Here is a 14,945-nt window from a genome sequence, read left to right as displayed (position 1 = left end):
GAGCCAGAGAGACGAGCGAAGCGAGTCTCTCGCGTTCAAATCTCCGTCCGGACGTTCCTTCACTTCGTTCAGTCACGACCGGACGTGCCCACGCCCACTTCGTTCGCGTGGACTCCGTCCGGGCGTTGTTCGCGACACAGCCCGCGCCCGTAGCGACTGGGCCGTCGCCGTCGACGCACACTCCCTGTGACGCCCTGAGAGCGGAGGGGAAGCGTTTTACGCGCTACGCCCGGCGTATCGGTATGACCGTCGAGCTGCCGTTCGCCCCCGTCGACGCGATCATCCGTCGCAACGCGGACGGACTCCGCGTCAGCGCCGACGCGGCCGAGGAACTGGCGGCGCGCATCCAGGACCGCGGCGCCGAACTCGCCATCGAAGCGGCCGAGGAGGCCACGGAGGACGGCCGGAAGACCCTCATGGCCGCGGACTTCGGCGTCGGACAGGTCGTCGACCGCGACGCCGTCGACCTCCCGGTCGCCCCCGTCGACCGCATCGCCCGCCTGCGCATCGACGACCGCTACCGGGTGTCGATGGAGGCTCGGATCGCGCTGGCGGACATCCTCGAGGACTACGCCGACAACGTCGCCCGCGCGGCCGCGAAACTCGCCCGCCACGCCGACCGCCGAACCGTACAGGCCGAGGACATCGAGACGTACTTCGCCCTGTTCGAGTAATGCAGTTCGGCTACTCCGAGCGCTGTCTCGATCACGACACCGGCCCCCGACACCCCGAGTCGCCCGACCGCCTGCGGGCGATCCGCGAGACGCTGAAGGACCGCCACTGCGTCGAGTACGTCGATGCGCCCGCCGCCGACCGCGAGGCGATCGAACGCGCCCACGACGCCGAGTACGTCGACGAGGTCGAGTCGTTCTGCGCGGACGGCGGCGGCGAGTGGGACCCGGACACCGTCGCCGGCGAGGACACCTACGACGTGGCGCGCAAGTCCGCGGGACTGGCGATCTGGGCCGCCGAGACGGCGCTCGACGGCGCCGACGGCCGCGACACCCCGTTCGCGATCGGTCGGCCGCCGGGCCACCACGCCGAGTCCGACGAGGCGATGGGGTTCTGCTTCTTCAACAACGCCGCCATCGCCGCACGGGCGGCCATCGACGCCCACGATTCGGTCGACCGCGTGGCGATCTGGGACTGGGACGTCCACCACGGCAACGGGATCCAGGAAATCTGTGTCGACGATCCGGACGTGTTCTACGCCTCGACCCACGAGGAGGGGCTCTACCCCGGTACGGGCGCGGTCGAGGAGATCGGCGAGGGAGCGGGCGAGGGCGCGACGCTCAACGTGCCGCTCTCGGCCGGCTGTGGCGACGCGGAGTACCGACACGTGTTCGAGCGAGCCATCGCCCCCGCGTTCAGGCGGTTCGATCCCGATCTGGTGCTGGTCTCCGCGGGGTTCGACGCCCACCGCCACGACCCGATCTCGCGGATGCGCGTCTCCACCGAGGGGTACGCCCAGTTCACCGACGCGGTCCGGGAGCTGTCCGACGAGCTCGACGCCGCGCTGGCGTTCGTCCTCGAGGGCGGCTACGGCCTCGACACCCTCTCCGAGAGCGTCGCGGTCGTCCACGAGACGTTCGACGGCCGCGATCCGATCCCCGAGGACGGCGAGCCGGCCGACGAGGTCGTGACGCTGGTCGACGAGGTCCGCGAGATCCACGACCTCTGAGCCCGGCGCGCGCGAACCGATTCAGACTTCGGGCTCGAAGTACGCCCGCAGTTCCTCGCCGAATCGCTCGGCCAGCGACGTAACCTCGTCGCCGACGAGCACCGCGTACTCCCGCTCCAAGGCCGTCTCGACGTGGGTCCCCAGCGCCACGTCGAACAGCGCGTCGCTCCGGAGGAACGCTTCCGGCGTGCGGTAGTCGCGTTCGCGTTCGACCACGTAGCGATCGGCGTCGACGAACGGGCCGTACACGGACGGATCGTCGGCGTAGGCGTCGTAGAACGAGGCGGCGTGCTCGCCCACGTGGACGGGCGGGCCCTCGTGCCGTTCGACCGCGGGGCGTTCGTCGACGGCGGTCTCCACGAACAGCACCGACCGACCGGTCTCGTCCTCGCCGACGCCGTCGGCGACCGTCGTCGCCCGCAGGGTGTCGAACCCGCGTCGGTCGAGTTCGTCCGTGACGCCGCCGAGCGAGCGGCGGAGCTGGGGGTAGAGCTGATCCTCGACCACGTCGGGCGTGTCGAACGCCACCGCGACCGCGTGGCTCCCGCGACGGTCGAGGTGCTCGCGCACGCCTGCGCCGTCGATCGGGTCGGTCGGCGCCGGGAAGAACAGCGACTCCCGCGGATCGTCGAGGAGCTCGCGGCAGTAGTGCTGGAACCGTGCGAGGTTGGCCGCCGAGAGCACGGCGGCGACGTTGCGGTCCGGGTCGGTCGGGTCGATCACCACCAGCTGGTCGTCGAACTCGGCGGCGTCGGCCTCGCTCGGCGGGATCTCGGCGGGCCCGCCGTCCCCTCGCGGGTCGAACCGAACGGGCGGGCGCCACTCGGCGGCGGCCTCGACCAGCGGGACGAAGCCGCCGTGCTCCAGGATCAGGAGCTCCACGAGGTAGCCCGAGAACCCCTCGGTCCGGAGGTCGCTCCCGTAGACGCCGACGCCCTTCATGAAGCGCTTCAGGAGGCGGGCACCCGCGGCGAGTTCGGGGGTGTATCGCGCCTGGAGGTAGGCGTCGTGGAACGGCGTCCGGTCGACCGCGGAGCGGATCTCCCGTGCGGAGTCGACGGCGTAGCACGGCACCAGATCCACGTCGAACCCGTCGTACACCCCCTTGACGTAGGGATGTTCGGCGTACTCTTCGTGGCCGTCGGGGAGGACGGCGTGGCCCACCTCGAGGCCGTACCGTTCCAGCGCCGCGCGATCGAGCGACGTGGGGAAGCGGACGAACAGGTCGATGTCCCGGTCGCCGGCGAGCCACGTCGAGCGGGCACTGGAGCCCACCTGGGTCACGTCGGCGTCGACGGGCAGGTCGTCGATGGTGGCCTCGGCGCGCGCGGTCAGCTCCGCGGCGACGGCGCGCAGACGCTCGCGCTCGTCGGCGTCGGGCGTGACGCGCTCGCTCACGCGGTCGAGCAGGGCGTCGAGGGCGTCGTCGGTCATGCGCGAGCGTATTCCGGGCCGCGGGGAAACCGTGTCGGTCGGCCCGCGGCGTCGCGGTGAAACGAAACCCATATGAGTGAAACCGCGGTACGTGGGAATGAGCCGTCGTAGCTCAGCTGGTAGAGCACCACGCTGTTAACGTGGTTGTCCCAGGTTCGAGCCCTGGCGACGGCGTCGATCCTTTTGGAGAAACGTCTGCTCCGGGTAGATCCTTTTGTCACATCGGGAGTCGAATGATCCAACCCGGGGAATCACCGCTCGAGGCGCTCCTCCTGAAGAGTAGTTTGTGACCGATCGATAGCCTAAAGCGGTTCGCGGTTCGATTCGAAAACCAGGGCCCTTAGCTTAGTCTGGTCTCAGAGCACCCGGCTCATATCAGCAAGCCGACACACGTGTCGGCACTGTGGGACACCGGGCGATCGGTGGTTCAAATCCGCCAGGGCCCATCAACCTCGAGAGTGACGTCGACTCGATTCACCGGCACCTTTCTTCCGAGCCTCCATGTGTATGGGTGTGTAGCGGCCGTATATCCGCCTCGAGCCGGACGTTCTGGTATGGCCCGAAAGGTCCGACGGAACGTCAGTCTCGACCCCGAACTGGACGAGTGGCTCGCCACTCGGGAGAACGCGAGCAAGCTCGTGCGCGATTTGCTCGCCGCGTACCGGGCCTACGGGGGTGACGAGGCCGCTGCCGTGCGATACGTGCTCGAGAAGGAGGTCCACGAGCTCGTCGACGAGTTCGACGGCTGACGCCGGTCGGTGATCCCGCGCGGGAGCGACCCACACACTCAAACGGTTCTTTGTCTCTGAGTGACTTCTTTACCGCCCCGGCCGCAACGCCCACCTGTGCGACAGAACGCCCTCCACCGACGACAGTTCGTCGCCGCCACAGGTGCCGCAATAACGACCGCTGTGGCCGGCTGTTCGGCCCTCCCAGGCACTGGCGACACCACCGAGGAGCTCACCTTCGACGAACTTCACCAGACGCCCACCTACGTCGCCGACGACGTCGACCTCACGCTCCACGAGGAGGTCCCGACCGTGAGCGCGACGAACAACGCCGACCTGCTGCTCCTCCCCGGCGACACCGATGTCGACGCCCAACAGGCCGCCAACTGGCTGGCCGCGGACCGCAAGATCGCGCTGTTGGGTGACGACGCCGAGCCGACGTGGCTCGACTGGGAGGCGAGCGAGGCGTTTCAGGGGACGTTCGATAACGAGGGGGTCGCCGACAGCAACCCCGACCCGGACATGCTGGTCGGCGTGACGTTCGACAACCGCACGTCGACGTACGGCCGGACGTGGGCCGACGGCCCGCGGGAGCGTGACCTGCTCCGCGCGCTGGACGAGATCATGGTCGACATCGCCGAGCGGACGCCCAGCTGAGGGCCGTCAGTTTCCTAACCCCGCCGTGGGAAGGCAGCGTATGCTACTCTGTGTGGATTCGGACGCCGCCTCGCGGGAGGCGACGGCCGAGACGCTGCGGGATGCCGGGTTCGCCGTCGCGGAGGCGGCGACGGCGGGCGCCGCGCGGGAGCGTTTCGACGACGATCTCGAGGGGCTCGTCACCGAACAATCGCTCCCGGACGGGACCGGGTTGGAGCTCGTGGCCGACGTGCGCGAAGCCGTCCCCGACACGCCCTGTGTCCTGTTCACCGACGTGCCGATCGCGGAGATCGACACAGCGGCGTTCGGCGACCTCGTGGTCGAGTACGTCCCGAAAGACGCGCCGGAGGCGCGGTCGGAGGTGGTCGACCTGCTGAACCACGCCGTCGCGTTCCGGAGCCAGACGGCGTATCCGCTCCCGGAGAACGAAGACGCCCGCCTCGCCGCGCTGGAGCAGTACGCGGCCAACCCCGACGACCTCGGGGCGTCGTTCGACCGACTGACTGAACTCGCGGCCGAACTGTTCGGCGTCAAGGCCGCCGCGGTCGGCCTGATCGACACCCACGAACAGCGCTTTCTCGCCTGCACCGGCGTCTCGTTCGAGCCGATGGACCGGGAGGACACCATCTGTACGTACGCGATCCTCGACGGCGACGTGACCGTGATCGAGGACGTGCTGGACGATCGCCGGTTCAGGGATAACGAGGGGTTACAGGCAGTGGACATCCGGTTCTACGCCAGCGCGCCGGTCGAAACGCCCTCGGGCGAGGCCATCGGGACGTTCTGCGTGTACGACGACGAACCGCGGGAGTTCTCGGCCCGAGACCGGGAGCTTCTCTCCCTGCTCGGCGACGAGGCGATGGAGCAACTGACGCTCCGGCGCCGGCTGCGCGAGGTGGCCGATGAGTGACGACCGGTACGCGTTCGAGCGCATCCCGCTCGACGCCATCCGCCCCGGCACGACCGTGCTCCTCGCGGGGCCGAGCCACGCGGGAACGCGTGAACTCGGCCTCAGACTGCTCGCCGGTCGGGACGGGGAGGGGGCGATCCTCGTCACCACCAATCGACGCTCCCAGCGCATCGCTGCCGACTGCGAGCGCGCGGGGCTCCGACTCGCGGCCGACAACAGCGCAATCCTCGACTGCGTCGGCGGCGAGGACGCCGACGTACCGGCGCAGGTCCTACCCGTTTCGGGCCCCTCGGACCTCACGGGGATCGGCATGCGCTACTCGGACGTGCACCGGAAGTTCGCGCGCTCCGGGATCGACCGCATCAGAACGGGGCTGTTCTCGCTGTCGACGCTGCTCTCGTTCGGCGACCTCAAGACGGTCTCGCGGTTCGTCCACACCCTCGTCGGCCGCATCGACGCGCTCGACGGGCTGGGCGTGCTGCTGATCGATCCGGCGATCCACGACGACGCGACGATCAGCACGCTCTCGCAGTTCTGTGCCGGCCGCATCGACGTCCGCGAGGGCGAGGACGGGCCGGAGCTCCGGGCGCGCGGCCTCCCGAGTCAGTCGCGGAAGTGGCAGGCGTTCGACCTGGGGTGGGAGTAGCCAGTCGGTGGTGCAAAGACCCCTGCGCCCGTTGGGTCGGCCATGCACGACGCGGAGCGCATCACGTTGGCCCGACTCCCCTCGGGTGTCGAACTGGAGACGACAGTCCACACGTACGGCGACGGCGACGGCCCGACGGTGTACGTGCAGGCGGCCCAGCACGGCCGCGAGATCAACGGGAGCGAGGTGCTCCGGCGGCTCCACGCCGAACTCCTCGCGCGCCAGGACGACTTCTCGGGCACGCTGATCGCCGTCCCCGTCGCCGATCCGATCACGTTCGACCGCGTCTCCTACACCGCGCCGGAGCCGCTGGACTCGGTGAACGCGAACATGAACCGCTGCTGGCCCGGCGACGAGGACGGCACGCTCCACGAGCGCATGGCGGCGACGCTCTGGGAGTACGCCGGCGACGCCGACGCGATCGTCGATCTCCACACCGGGGGCTGGAGATGCTGCCCCACACGGTCTACCTGAAAGGTGATGCGGAGTGTCGCGCGCTCGCGGAGGCGTTCGGGATCGATCTGCTACTCGCGGAGGCCGCCGGCGAGGACGCCGACGCGGAGTGGGCGGATCGCGACTTCGGCGGCAAGCTCCGCGTCGCGGCCACCCAGGAGGGGATCCCGACGATCACGCCCGAGCTCGCCCACAACACCGAACTCGTCGAGGACGCCATCGACGCCGGCCTCGCCGGGATGCTCGACACGCTCCGGCATCTCGACATGCTGCCGGGCGAGCCCGCGCCGACGAACGCGACGATCGCGCGCAACCACCTCGGCCGGGTGAAGGCCGTCGATTCGGGGCTGTTCCACGTCGACGGCCCGGTCGAACTCGGCGACTACGTCGAACCGGGCGACTACGTCGGCACCCTCTACGACCCGACGAGCTACGAAGTGCTGCAGGAGGTGACCGTCGACCGCGAGGGGATCGTCTACTCCCTCGAGCGGGAGGCGACGGTGACCGCCGGCTCGAACCTGGTCGGGGTCGCGCTGCTGCTGGAGGAGTAGCTGGACCGAAACCGACTTCCGGCGCTGCGGGGAACTGCCGGACGCGCGAGGGTGGCCGAGTCAGGACAAAGGCGGCGGGCTTAAGACCCGCTCCCGTAGGGGTCCGTGGGTTCGAATCCCTCCCCTCGCATCGGCTCCGAACGAAGTGAGGAGCGACGCGTATCGAGGGATTCGAAGCAGGGAGGTCGCGCGCAGCGAGCACGTCCGGCCGTGGTTCGAATCCCTCCCCCATCTTTAATCAGCGAGGGACCCCGGCCTTTAGGCCGGGTGGGGAATCGCGTCACTTGACTATGCTTTCCACCGCTCAATCGGCACTGTCGGAATCCAAATCCCTCTGTGCGTGAAGTAGCATTCCTTTCCACGTCAGACCGTGGCGCTTCTTCGTCTCTTTCAGACTCTCGTACTGTGATTCGTCCTCGAACTCTATCTTGACATACTTCATGCATGGTGTTACACCAACGTTACGTTTACGTGTGTCGGTCGCCTGTTGGGTAGTGTGTCCGAGACGGTGACGAAGACGCTACAAGCCACGCTCGCAACGCCCACCACGGGCAAAGAGCAACGCCTACAGCGGCTCTTGGACACCTACCGCGACGCACTCCACGACGCATTCGACGCGGGGGCGAACACGATGTCTGCCGTCAACGACATCGTGACGCCCTACGATCTGCCGTATCAGGCCAAGGACGCACTCAAGTCCTACGTCCCGAAGCTTCGGGATACGTACAACGCCGAGGAGTTGGACGACGAGCATCCAGCTCGGCTCGTCAATCGAGCGGCCACATTCGACCACTCGGCGGAGCGCGACCACGGCTTCGTCTGGCAGGTTCCGCAACCCGGTCGCGGGACGAACTTCTGGATTCCGCTTCAGATCAATCCCGAACAGGAATCACTCTGGTTCGATCTGCTTGACGGCGACGCGACGGCGGGCGAACTACGCCTTCAGCGACACCGCACGTCGTGGGAGTTGCACGTCACCGTCGAATACTCGGTCGAAGAACCGACCGAGTCGGACGATCCGACGTACATCGGCTTCGACGTCGGCGAGAGCGCGTTGATCACGGGCTGTGCCCTCAAACGCGACGTACCACGGAAGCCGATGCTCGTCAGCGGCAGTCGAGCGCGACACCTTCGCAAAGAGATGCATACCACGCTCAAGCGACTGCAAGAGCGTGACGCCGCCCAGTGGCGGATTGACGAACGATTCGACCACTACCAGAACGCCCTGACAGATATTGTCGAGAAGGCGTCTCGGGAGGCCGTCGAATATGCCCGACAGTTCGAGGACGCGGTTATCGTCCTCGAAGACTTGTCGTACATCCGCGAGCATCTCGACTACGGAAAGTGGATGAATCGCCGCCTCCACAACTGGGCATTCGCCCGCTTGCAGGGTCGCATCGAAGACAAAGCGACTGAGGTAGGGATTCGCGTCGAGTACGTCAACGCGGCGTACACCTCGCAGACGTGCCACGCTTGCGGCCGTCTCGGTCGGCGGGATGAGCAAGCGGAGTTCGTGTGTCCGCACGATGACTGCCACGTTTCGGAGTTCCAAGCAGACATCAACGCGGCGGCGAATATCGCCCGCCGCGCTAACCCGTGGGGAGAGAGCGTCCGTTGGGAACCCGGACGCGATGACTCGCCTCGGGACGGGAGCGCCTGTGACAGCGCCACAGTCCACCGCGAGACGAGCGAGAAACTCTCACAGATGAGGCTCGCGGCCTACTCGGACTGAAACCTGCCAAGTTGGATTCCCCTCGTAGGGGAAGCCTCGCCGTTCACGGCGAGGAGGATGTCACGTGGCTCCAGTGCGACCGCCGGAAGCGCATGAACCCAGTTGGCATCGACGGCTTGCCCCTTCATCGACGCCACCAGGCACAAACGCTTTCAAGCCGGCTCTAATTACATGTAATTACAATGCTCTCGGTCGCCGGACTCTCGCGTCCGGACCTCCAGCTGCTGTTCATCCCGTTTGCGCTGCTCGCCGGGGTTCTCGCGGCAGTTCTCACGCCGCTATCGATCAGCGTCGGTGCCGGCGCGGGCTCGGTGCTGGCGAGCCTCGCCGTCGTCGACGGCGTCGCGCTCAACCCACCAACGAGCGACTGAACGGCGCCCGGGCTGCTCGAGTTGTACTGTAGCGAAAACGGGCTCCGCCGCCGCGAAAAAGCGCGGCGGCGGAAGCCCGGTTGGTCCCCGCTGACGCTTCGGCCCTCCAAAGCGAAGCGTCACCTGAACCAAGTGGGTGGAACAACTTAAACCTATTCGCTACCGGAACGCTGGCCGCTTCCCCACGGCCTAACGGGGCGGCGCTTTCCGGCTCTCACTGCCGAGCCGGGTGATGCTCGGGGAGGCGTCGCTGACCTTCGCCGGCGAGCCGTTCGCGCAGGGTGTCGCCCTCGTACGCCGTCCGGAACAGCCCCCGCTCCTGGAGCTCCGGCACGACCAGGTCGACGAAGTCGTCGAGACTCCCGGTACGGACCGCCTCCTTCACGTTGAAGCCGTCGACGCCGACATCCTCGTGCCAGTAGGCGAGTTCGTCGGCGACCTGTTCGGGCGTGCCGACGACGATGGGCGAGGTGGAGCCGAGGCCAGAGAACTCCGCGACTTCGCGCACGGTCCACTCGCGGTCGGGATCGGACTGCGTGAACGCGTTCATCGTACCCTGGATCGCCTGGGTCTCGATGTGCTCGACCTTCTGATCCGGATCGAGTTCGGAGAGATCCATGTCGAGAAAGCCCGAGAGCAGTGCCAGCGTGGACTCCACGTCGACGGACTCCCGCAGCGCCTCGTACTTCGCCTCGGCCTCTTTCTCCGTCGGCGCGACGATGGGGACGACCCCGATGAAGAAGGCGATCGAGTCGGCGTCGCGGCCGGCGTCGGTGGCCCGCTCCTGGACATCCGTCATGTACTCCACGACCCCCTCCTCGGTGGGTTGCGAGCAGAACACCGCCTCCGCGTTGGCGGCCGCGAAGTCGCGCCCGTACTCCGAGGAGCCGGCTTGGTAGATCACGGGCGTGCGCTGGGGCGACGGCTCGGAGCCGTGCGGGCCGGGCACGTCGAAGAACTCGCCCTCGTGGTCGATACGGTGGACCTTCTCGGGATCGGTGTAGCGCCCGGCGTCGGCGTCCCGCAGCACGGCGTCGTCCTCCCACGACTCCTCCCAGAGCGCGTAGCACACCTCGAGGAACTCCGCGGCGCGCTCGTAGCGGGTCTCCTTCGCCATGCGTTCGTCGAGGCCGAGGTTGGCGGCAGCCGACTCCAGGTAGGAGGTGACGACGTTGAACGCCACGCGGCCGTCGGTGAGGTGATCGAGCGTGGAGAACTCCCGGGCGAGCTGGTAGGGGTGGTTGTAGGTGGTGGACCTGGTGATCGCGAACCCGAGGTCGTCGGTCACTTCCGCCATCGCGGGCACGACCAGCGCCGGGTCGTTCGACGGCGTCTGGACGGCTTTCTCGATCGCCGTCTCGCGGTCGCCGCCGTACACGTCGTAGATGCCGCGCACGTCGGCGAAGAACACGGCGTCGAAGTTGCCGCGTTCGGCGGTGCGGGCCACGTCGGTCCAGTACGCCCGGTCGGTGTACTCGCCCGAGCGGTCGCCGTCCCGGCGCCACGTCCCCGGCGAGACGTGCTCGACGGCGTTCATCGTGAAGAGATTGAGGTGAAGACGGTCGGTCATGTTGTGTGTAACTTCCGGGTCGACGGGTTAGGAACCACCGGATGCCGGCGAAACGATGGGGTATCGTGGACAGACCTGTGCGGTAACGATCGGGGTTGGTTGTCGATCGGGGCGGCGACGACGCCCTCGGCCGAACGCGATCGGCCGCCTCAACAGGAGCAGTAGTACTCGCGATCGGTGAACTCGGTATCGAGCAGCTGCGCCGTCGGCGCCGGATCGCTCGGGCGATAGACGCCGGTCGTCAGGTCGCCGTCGGTCTCGAACGCGCCCGAGACGAGCGCCATCCAGTCCTCGGTGTCGAGCACGTCCCAGAACGCCTCCGCGGTCGAAAGCAGCGTCAGGTAGTCCCGCAGATACACCCAGCGCCCGTCGTCGATCGTCCCCGGATCGAACTCCTCGCCGACCTCGTCGGCGTAGGCGGCGTACGGCAGGTTCGCGCCGACCGACACCGGCAGCGAGATCCACTTCCAGGGCCGGGTGTTGATGTCCAGCAGCACGTACTCCTCGCGGTCGGCGTCGTAGACGAACTCCGCCTCGCTGATGCCGTGATAGCCGGCGTCCTCGATCACCGAGAGCGCGCGTGCCTCGATCTCCGGGGCGTCGACGGTCTCGACCAGACAGGAGGTGCCGAACTCGAGCGGGAAGCGCACGGCGGCGTTCCCGACCACGGCGAGCGGCTCGCCCTCGGTGGGGACGTACGACGCCAGCGAGCGGTCCTTCCCGGTCGCGATGTCCACCTTCTCCTGAAGCATCACCTCGACGCCCGCCGCGGCGGCGGCGTCGAGCACGTCGTGGAGTTCCTCGGTCGTCGCGACCTCGACGACGTTGCTGCCGATCGCCTCCTCGCCCTCGCGCTTACGGGCGGGTTTGACGACCAGCGGGAACCCGAGCTCCGCGGCGGCGGCGTCGGGGTCGGTCTCACTCGGGAAGTACGTCTCCGGGTAGGGGACGCCGAGCTCTTCGGCGCGCTTGTAGAGCCGGCTCTTGTCGAGCACGCTGACGTGGTTTTCCCACGGCAGGCGTACGTTCTCGACGCCGGCGTCGGCGAACCCGTGGACCCACTCGTCCATGCAGCCGAAGGCGACGACCTCGCCGGCGGCGTCGGCGATAGCGGCAAGATCCTCCGCGAACCCCTGCGGATCGTCGAGCGGGTAGCGCACTTCGCCGGCGAACTCGACGGCGTCGGAGGGGTAGGCGAGACCGTCGCCGACCTGGTCGATCGCGATGACTGGCACCCCGTGGGCGTCGAGCGCGCGAGCGACGCTCAGGCCCGTGATGTGTGCGTTCGCGACGACGGCGGGCGTGCGGTCGAACTCGGCGTCGTCGACGGCGGCGACGAGCGCGTCGGTGTCGAGGAACTGCTCGGCCATACCCGCTCTACGGAGTCGGCCGGGGAAAAGCCCCGTCGAAGCGGCACGCGAGCGACCGTATCCCGGCCGCTCTCGTCCGTCGAAGCGAGTGCACTCCACCGGAAGGAACGCGCTTATTCGGCGCAACCGCCTGGAACGGGTATGAGCGATCTCCCCGACAGAGCCCGGCGAGCGTTCCGCAGCCACGACGCGTTCGCGGCCGTCGACGACGCCGCGGACCGGTTCGAATCGACCGCGACGCCGTTCGAGGGCGTCGTCGACGCGGCGCCCGCCGACGGCGGCCGGATCGAGTTCGACGTGACCGTGCGCGCACCGATGCTCGACGAGGTGACGGCGGACGACGTGGCGCCCGTCGTCGAGGAGGGGTGGTACGAGACGTTCGAGCGGCGGGTCGGCAACGTCGGCGGCGGCGTCCTGGCCGGCGACGACGTGCCGGACCCCGCGGTGACGGAGACCGTCCACGAGGGAACGCGGACTGCGGCGGTCACCGTCTCGTTTGTGGATATCGACCCGCGTCGCGGCGTGAACGACGCCGCCGCACTGATCGACTTCGTCGAGGGAACGTACGTCCAGGGCGTGATCCCCGGCTACGAGTACACCGATCCGGTTGCGGGGATCCTCGCCGAGGCGCGGCGGGCTGGTGGGAGCGACGGGATCGAGCAGTAAGAGTCGGCGACGGGCAGCCGACGGGATCGAGCAGTAGGAGTCGGCGACGGCCAGCCGACGGACTCGAACAGTATGCCCCGCCCCTCGCTCACTCGACAGCGACAACGAAAAGGTCACGCGGCGCCGAGTGGGGGATAATGGTCTCGGTGCTTTCGGTCGCGTTCCTGCTCGTCGTCCTCGCGGCGCACACGCTGGCCGCGGCAGTGCTGACGCGGTACTTCCGCATTGCGCTCGACACGCGCGGGGGCGCCGCCGTGTTCACCGTCACCGGCATCCCCCTCGTGTTGCTGGCGTCGACGTACCTGTTCTCGGGGCTGCTCAGCCTCGGGCCGGAGCTGGGGAGTCCCGCGATCGTGCTCACTCTCCTGGTCGCGGTTCCGGTGGGGATGGGCGCGCTGATCGACGTGCTCTACATCCCGCCGCCGGAGCGCGTCGATCTCCCCGAGAGCTGGGAGTAGCGCGACGCAGGGCCCGGCGTGGCGTGAGCGCCGCACCCGTGACCCGGCGGCTACGGCCGCTCACTCACCGTGTTCGCTCGTCAGTCGGTCGACGATGTCCTCGACCGAATCGATCACCGCTTCGGGCGACTGCGTGCCGTCGACGCGCACGAAGCGCTCGGGCTCGGCGTCGATCAGCCGCTCGTAGTTCGACTCCACCTGCGCGAGGAAGGCGGCGTCCTCGAACTGGTTGGTCGAGCCGCTCCGGGCCGCCGCCGTCTCCGGGTCCACGTCGATGTAGATCGTCTTGTCCGGCTCGCGAGTGAACGCCGAGTGGATGCCGCGGATGTACTCCATCGGCCGCGTCAGGTCGCTCCCCGAGAGCGCGGCGGCCTGGTAGGCGTACCGCGAGTCGGAGTAGCGATCCGAGATCACCAGCTCGTCGTTCTCGAGTGCGGGCCGGATCGTGCGCGAGAGGTGGTCCGCGTGGTCGGCGGTGAACAGGAACAGCGTCGCCAGCGGGTCGGCGTCGTCGTCGATGGCGCGGTTCACGGCGTCGCCGTACCACGACTCGGTGGGCTCCCGAGTGTACGTCGCCTCGGGGTGGGAGTCGTGGAGGGCCTCCCAGACGGTCGTCTTGCCGCTGCCGTCCAGCCCCTCCAGCGTGATGAGCATGGCCGGAGGGTGTTCGGCCCGGGATTAAGGCGCGTCGGTTCGCGGGGTGCCGCTGGCGCCCGGCTTTAAGTTGGCTGCGCGTCAAGCGATGACGTATGAAGGTACTCGTCGCCGGCGGAGACGGCTTCATCGGCCGACCGCTCTGTGCGGAGCTCGCCGACCGCGGCCACGACGTGACCGCGATGTCCCGCAGCCCACCCGAGGAGCCCCTCCCGGAGGGAGTCTCCCACGAGACGGGCGACGTGACCGACTACGACTCGATCGAGCCGGTCGTCGACGGCCACGACGCCGTCGTCAACCTCGTCGCGCTCTCGCCGCTGTTCAGCCCGAGGGGTGGCGAGGAGCAGCACTTCTCGGTCCACCTCGAGGGGACGCGCTATCTCGTCGCGGCCGCGGAGGAGACCGGCGCGGATCGGTTCCTCCAGCAGAGCGCGCTCGGCGCCGACCCGGACGGACCGACCAACTACATCCGGGCGAAGGGCCAGGCCGAGGAAGTCGTGCGTGACTCCGGCCTCGACTGGACGATCACCCGCCCCTCGGTGGTGTTCGGCGACGGCGGCGAGTTCGTGAAGTTCACGAAACTGCTCGCGCCCCCCTACGTCACCCCGCTGCCCGGCAGCGGGAAGACGCGCTTCCAGCCGATCCACGTCGGCGATCTGGTGCCGATAATGGCCGACGCCCTGCTGGACGACGAGCACATCGGCGGGACGTACGACATCGGCGGCCCGGAGAAGCTCACGATGGCCGAGGTGGCGCGGCTGGGCCACCGTGCCGACGGCCGCGGGGTGAACGTGCTCCCGGTCCCGATGCCGATGGCGAAGATCGGCCTCTCCGTGCTGGACTACGTCCCCGGGTTCCCGTTCGGCGCCGACCAGTACCGCTCCCTGGAGATGGACAACACCGTCGACGACAACGACGTGACCGCCTTCGGCGTCGACGAGGGCGAACTGACGACGCTGTCGTCGTTCCTCGACCTCGACTGACCCCGCGTCCGGCTCCCCGTGAAGGGGATGAGTTGCCCCATCGTTTTTTACGACGCCATCGTGACACCACAGTCGTACGAT

At 68.3% G+C, this 14,945-nt stretch carries 16 protein-coding genes, 3 tRNA genes and 1 pseudogene; 15 read left to right on the top strand and 5 right to left on the bottom strand.

Going from position 1 to position 14,945, the window contains the following annotated elements:
* Window positions 1-242: 242 nt before the first annotated feature.
* Window positions 243-674, top strand: coding sequence for a histone (locus tag SY89_RS13155; protein WP_054584564.1), 432 nt, complete (start codon window positions 243-245; stop codon window positions 672-674).
* Complete coding sequence (locus SY89_RS13150) at window positions 674-1,681, top strand: histone deacetylase family protein (protein ID WP_054584563.1); 1,008 nt, start codon at window positions 674-676, stop codon at window positions 1,679-1,681. Before SY89_RS13155 ends, SY89_RS13150 begins: the two co-directional genes overlap by 1 nt.
* Before the next feature lie 21 nt (window positions 1,682-1,702).
* Here the strand turns inward: SY89_RS13150 and cca are convergent, their stop codons facing one another.
* The gene (cca, locus tag SY89_RS13145; protein ID WP_054584562.1) at window positions 1,703-3,115 is read right to left on the bottom strand and encodes a CCA tRNA nucleotidyltransferase; all 1,413 of its coding nucleotides are present in this window, start codon (window positions 3,113-3,115) and stop codon (window positions 1,703-1,705) included.
* A 101-nt stretch (window positions 3,116-3,216) separates the two neighbouring features.
* Here cca and SY89_RS13140 point away from each other — a divergent pair.
* From SY89_RS13140 to SY89_RS13105, 8 genes and pseudogenes are all read left to right on the top strand, one after another.
* Window positions 3,217-3,289: transfer RNA gene (locus SY89_RS13140), tRNA-Asn, on the top strand.
* Between the two features lie 160 nt (window positions 3,290-3,449).
* Window positions 3,450-3,561: transfer RNA gene (locus tag SY89_RS13135), tRNA-Ile, on the top strand.
* 108 nt (window positions 3,562-3,669) lie between these two features.
* Window positions 3,670-3,864, top strand: a complete 195-nt coding sequence (locus SY89_RS13130; RefSeq protein ID WP_054584561.1) for a hypothetical protein — start codon at window positions 3,670-3,672, stop codon at window positions 3,862-3,864.
* A gap of 96 nt (window positions 3,865-3,960) precedes the next feature.
* Complete coding sequence (locus tag SY89_RS13125; protein WP_239685626.1) at window positions 3,961-4,500, top strand: hypothetical protein; 540 nt, start codon at window positions 3,961-3,963, stop codon at window positions 4,498-4,500.
* Between the two features lie 40 nt (window positions 4,501-4,540).
* A complete protein-coding gene (locus SY89_RS13120) occupies window positions 4,541-5,410 on the top strand; it encodes a GAF domain-containing protein (RefSeq protein WP_054584559.1) in 870 nt (289 codons plus the stop codon).
* Window positions 5,403-6,056 (top strand): DUF7504 family protein, encoded by a 654-nt coding sequence (locus tag SY89_RS13115; protein WP_054584558.1) that lies wholly within the window; start codon window positions 5,403-5,405, stop codon window positions 6,054-6,056. The genes SY89_RS13120 and SY89_RS13115 overlap by 8 nt, the downstream gene beginning before the upstream one ends.
* A 42-nt stretch (window positions 6,057-6,098) precedes the next feature.
* Window positions 6,099-7,060: pseudogene (locus SY89_RS13110) on the top strand (succinylglutamate desuccinylase/aspartoacylase family protein).
* Window positions 7,061-7,105: 45 nt separating this feature from the next.
* Window positions 7,106-7,190, top strand: a tRNA-Leu gene (locus tag SY89_RS13105).
* Window positions 7,191-7,364: 174 nt separating this feature from the next.
* On the opposite strand, the gene SY89_RS17380 is transcribed toward SY89_RS13105, so the two are convergent.
* Entirely contained in the window at window positions 7,365-7,502 is a 138-nt protein-coding gene (locus SY89_RS17380; protein ID WP_189319169.1) for a hypothetical protein, read from the bottom strand.
* A gap of 54 nt (window positions 7,503-7,556) precedes the next feature.
* Here SY89_RS17380 and SY89_RS13100 point away from each other — a divergent pair, with 54 nt between their 5' ends.
* A complete protein-coding gene (locus tag SY89_RS13100; protein ID WP_054584557.1) occupies window positions 7,557-8,792 on the top strand; it encodes an RNA-guided endonuclease TnpB family protein in 1,236 nt (411 codons plus the stop codon).
* Between the two features lie 182 nt (window positions 8,793-8,974).
* Window positions 8,975-9,163: a hypothetical protein gene (locus SY89_RS13095; RefSeq protein WP_054584556.1), complete on the top strand. Its 189-nt coding sequence runs from the start codon at window positions 8,975-8,977 to the stop codon at window positions 9,161-9,163.
* 214 nt (window positions 9,164-9,377) lie between these two features.
* Here the strand turns inward: SY89_RS13095 and SY89_RS13090 are convergent, their stop codons facing one another.
* Both SY89_RS13090 and SY89_RS13085 read right to left on the bottom strand, forming a co-directional pair.
* On the bottom strand, window positions 9,378-10,733 hold the full coding sequence (locus tag SY89_RS13090; protein WP_054584555.1) for an LLM class flavin-dependent oxidoreductase: 1,356 nt from the start codon (window positions 10,731-10,733) through the stop codon (window positions 9,378-9,380).
* A gap of 149 nt (window positions 10,734-10,882) precedes the next feature.
* Window positions 10,883-12,103 (bottom strand): carboxylate--amine ligase, encoded by a 1,221-nt coding sequence (locus tag SY89_RS13085; protein WP_054584554.1) that lies wholly within the window; start codon window positions 12,101-12,103, stop codon window positions 10,883-10,885.
* Window positions 12,104-12,244: 141 nt separating this feature from the next.
* Between SY89_RS13085 and SY89_RS13080 the strand changes: the two genes are divergently transcribed.
* Together SY89_RS13080 and SY89_RS13075 are read left to right on the top strand one after the other, a co-directional pair.
* On the top strand, window positions 12,245-12,769 hold the full coding sequence (locus SY89_RS13080; protein WP_054584553.1) for a DUF5813 family protein: 525 nt from the start codon (window positions 12,245-12,247) through the stop codon (window positions 12,767-12,769).
* Window positions 12,770-12,906: 137 nt separating this feature from the next.
* Window positions 12,907-13,227: a hypothetical protein gene (locus SY89_RS13075; protein WP_054584552.1), complete on the top strand. Its 321-nt coding sequence runs from the start codon at window positions 12,907-12,909 to the stop codon at window positions 13,225-13,227.
* Between the two features lie 60 nt (window positions 13,228-13,287).
* Here the strand turns inward: SY89_RS13075 and tmk are convergent, their stop codons facing one another.
* Window positions 13,288-13,881 carry a dTMP kinase gene (tmk, locus tag SY89_RS13070; protein WP_054584551.1) on the bottom strand — a complete coding sequence of 198 codons (594 nt, stop codon included), beginning with the start codon at window positions 13,879-13,881 and terminating at the stop codon, window positions 13,288-13,290.
* Window positions 13,882-13,976: 95 nt separating this feature from the next.
* Between tmk and SY89_RS13065 the strand changes: the two genes are divergently transcribed.
* Entirely contained in the window at window positions 13,977-14,864 is an 888-nt protein-coding gene (locus SY89_RS13065) for a complex I NDUFA9 subunit family protein (RefSeq protein WP_054584550.1), read from the top strand.
* Window positions 14,865-14,945 lie beyond the last annotated feature (81 nt).

This window comes from Halolamina pelagica (assembly GCF_001307315.1).
GTDB lineage: Archaea > Halobacteriota > Halobacteria > Halobacteriales > Haloferacaceae > Halolamina > Halolamina pelagica_B.
Note: the sequence above shows the minus strand (reverse complement) of the source record. Positions and strands in the feature narration are given on the sequence as shown.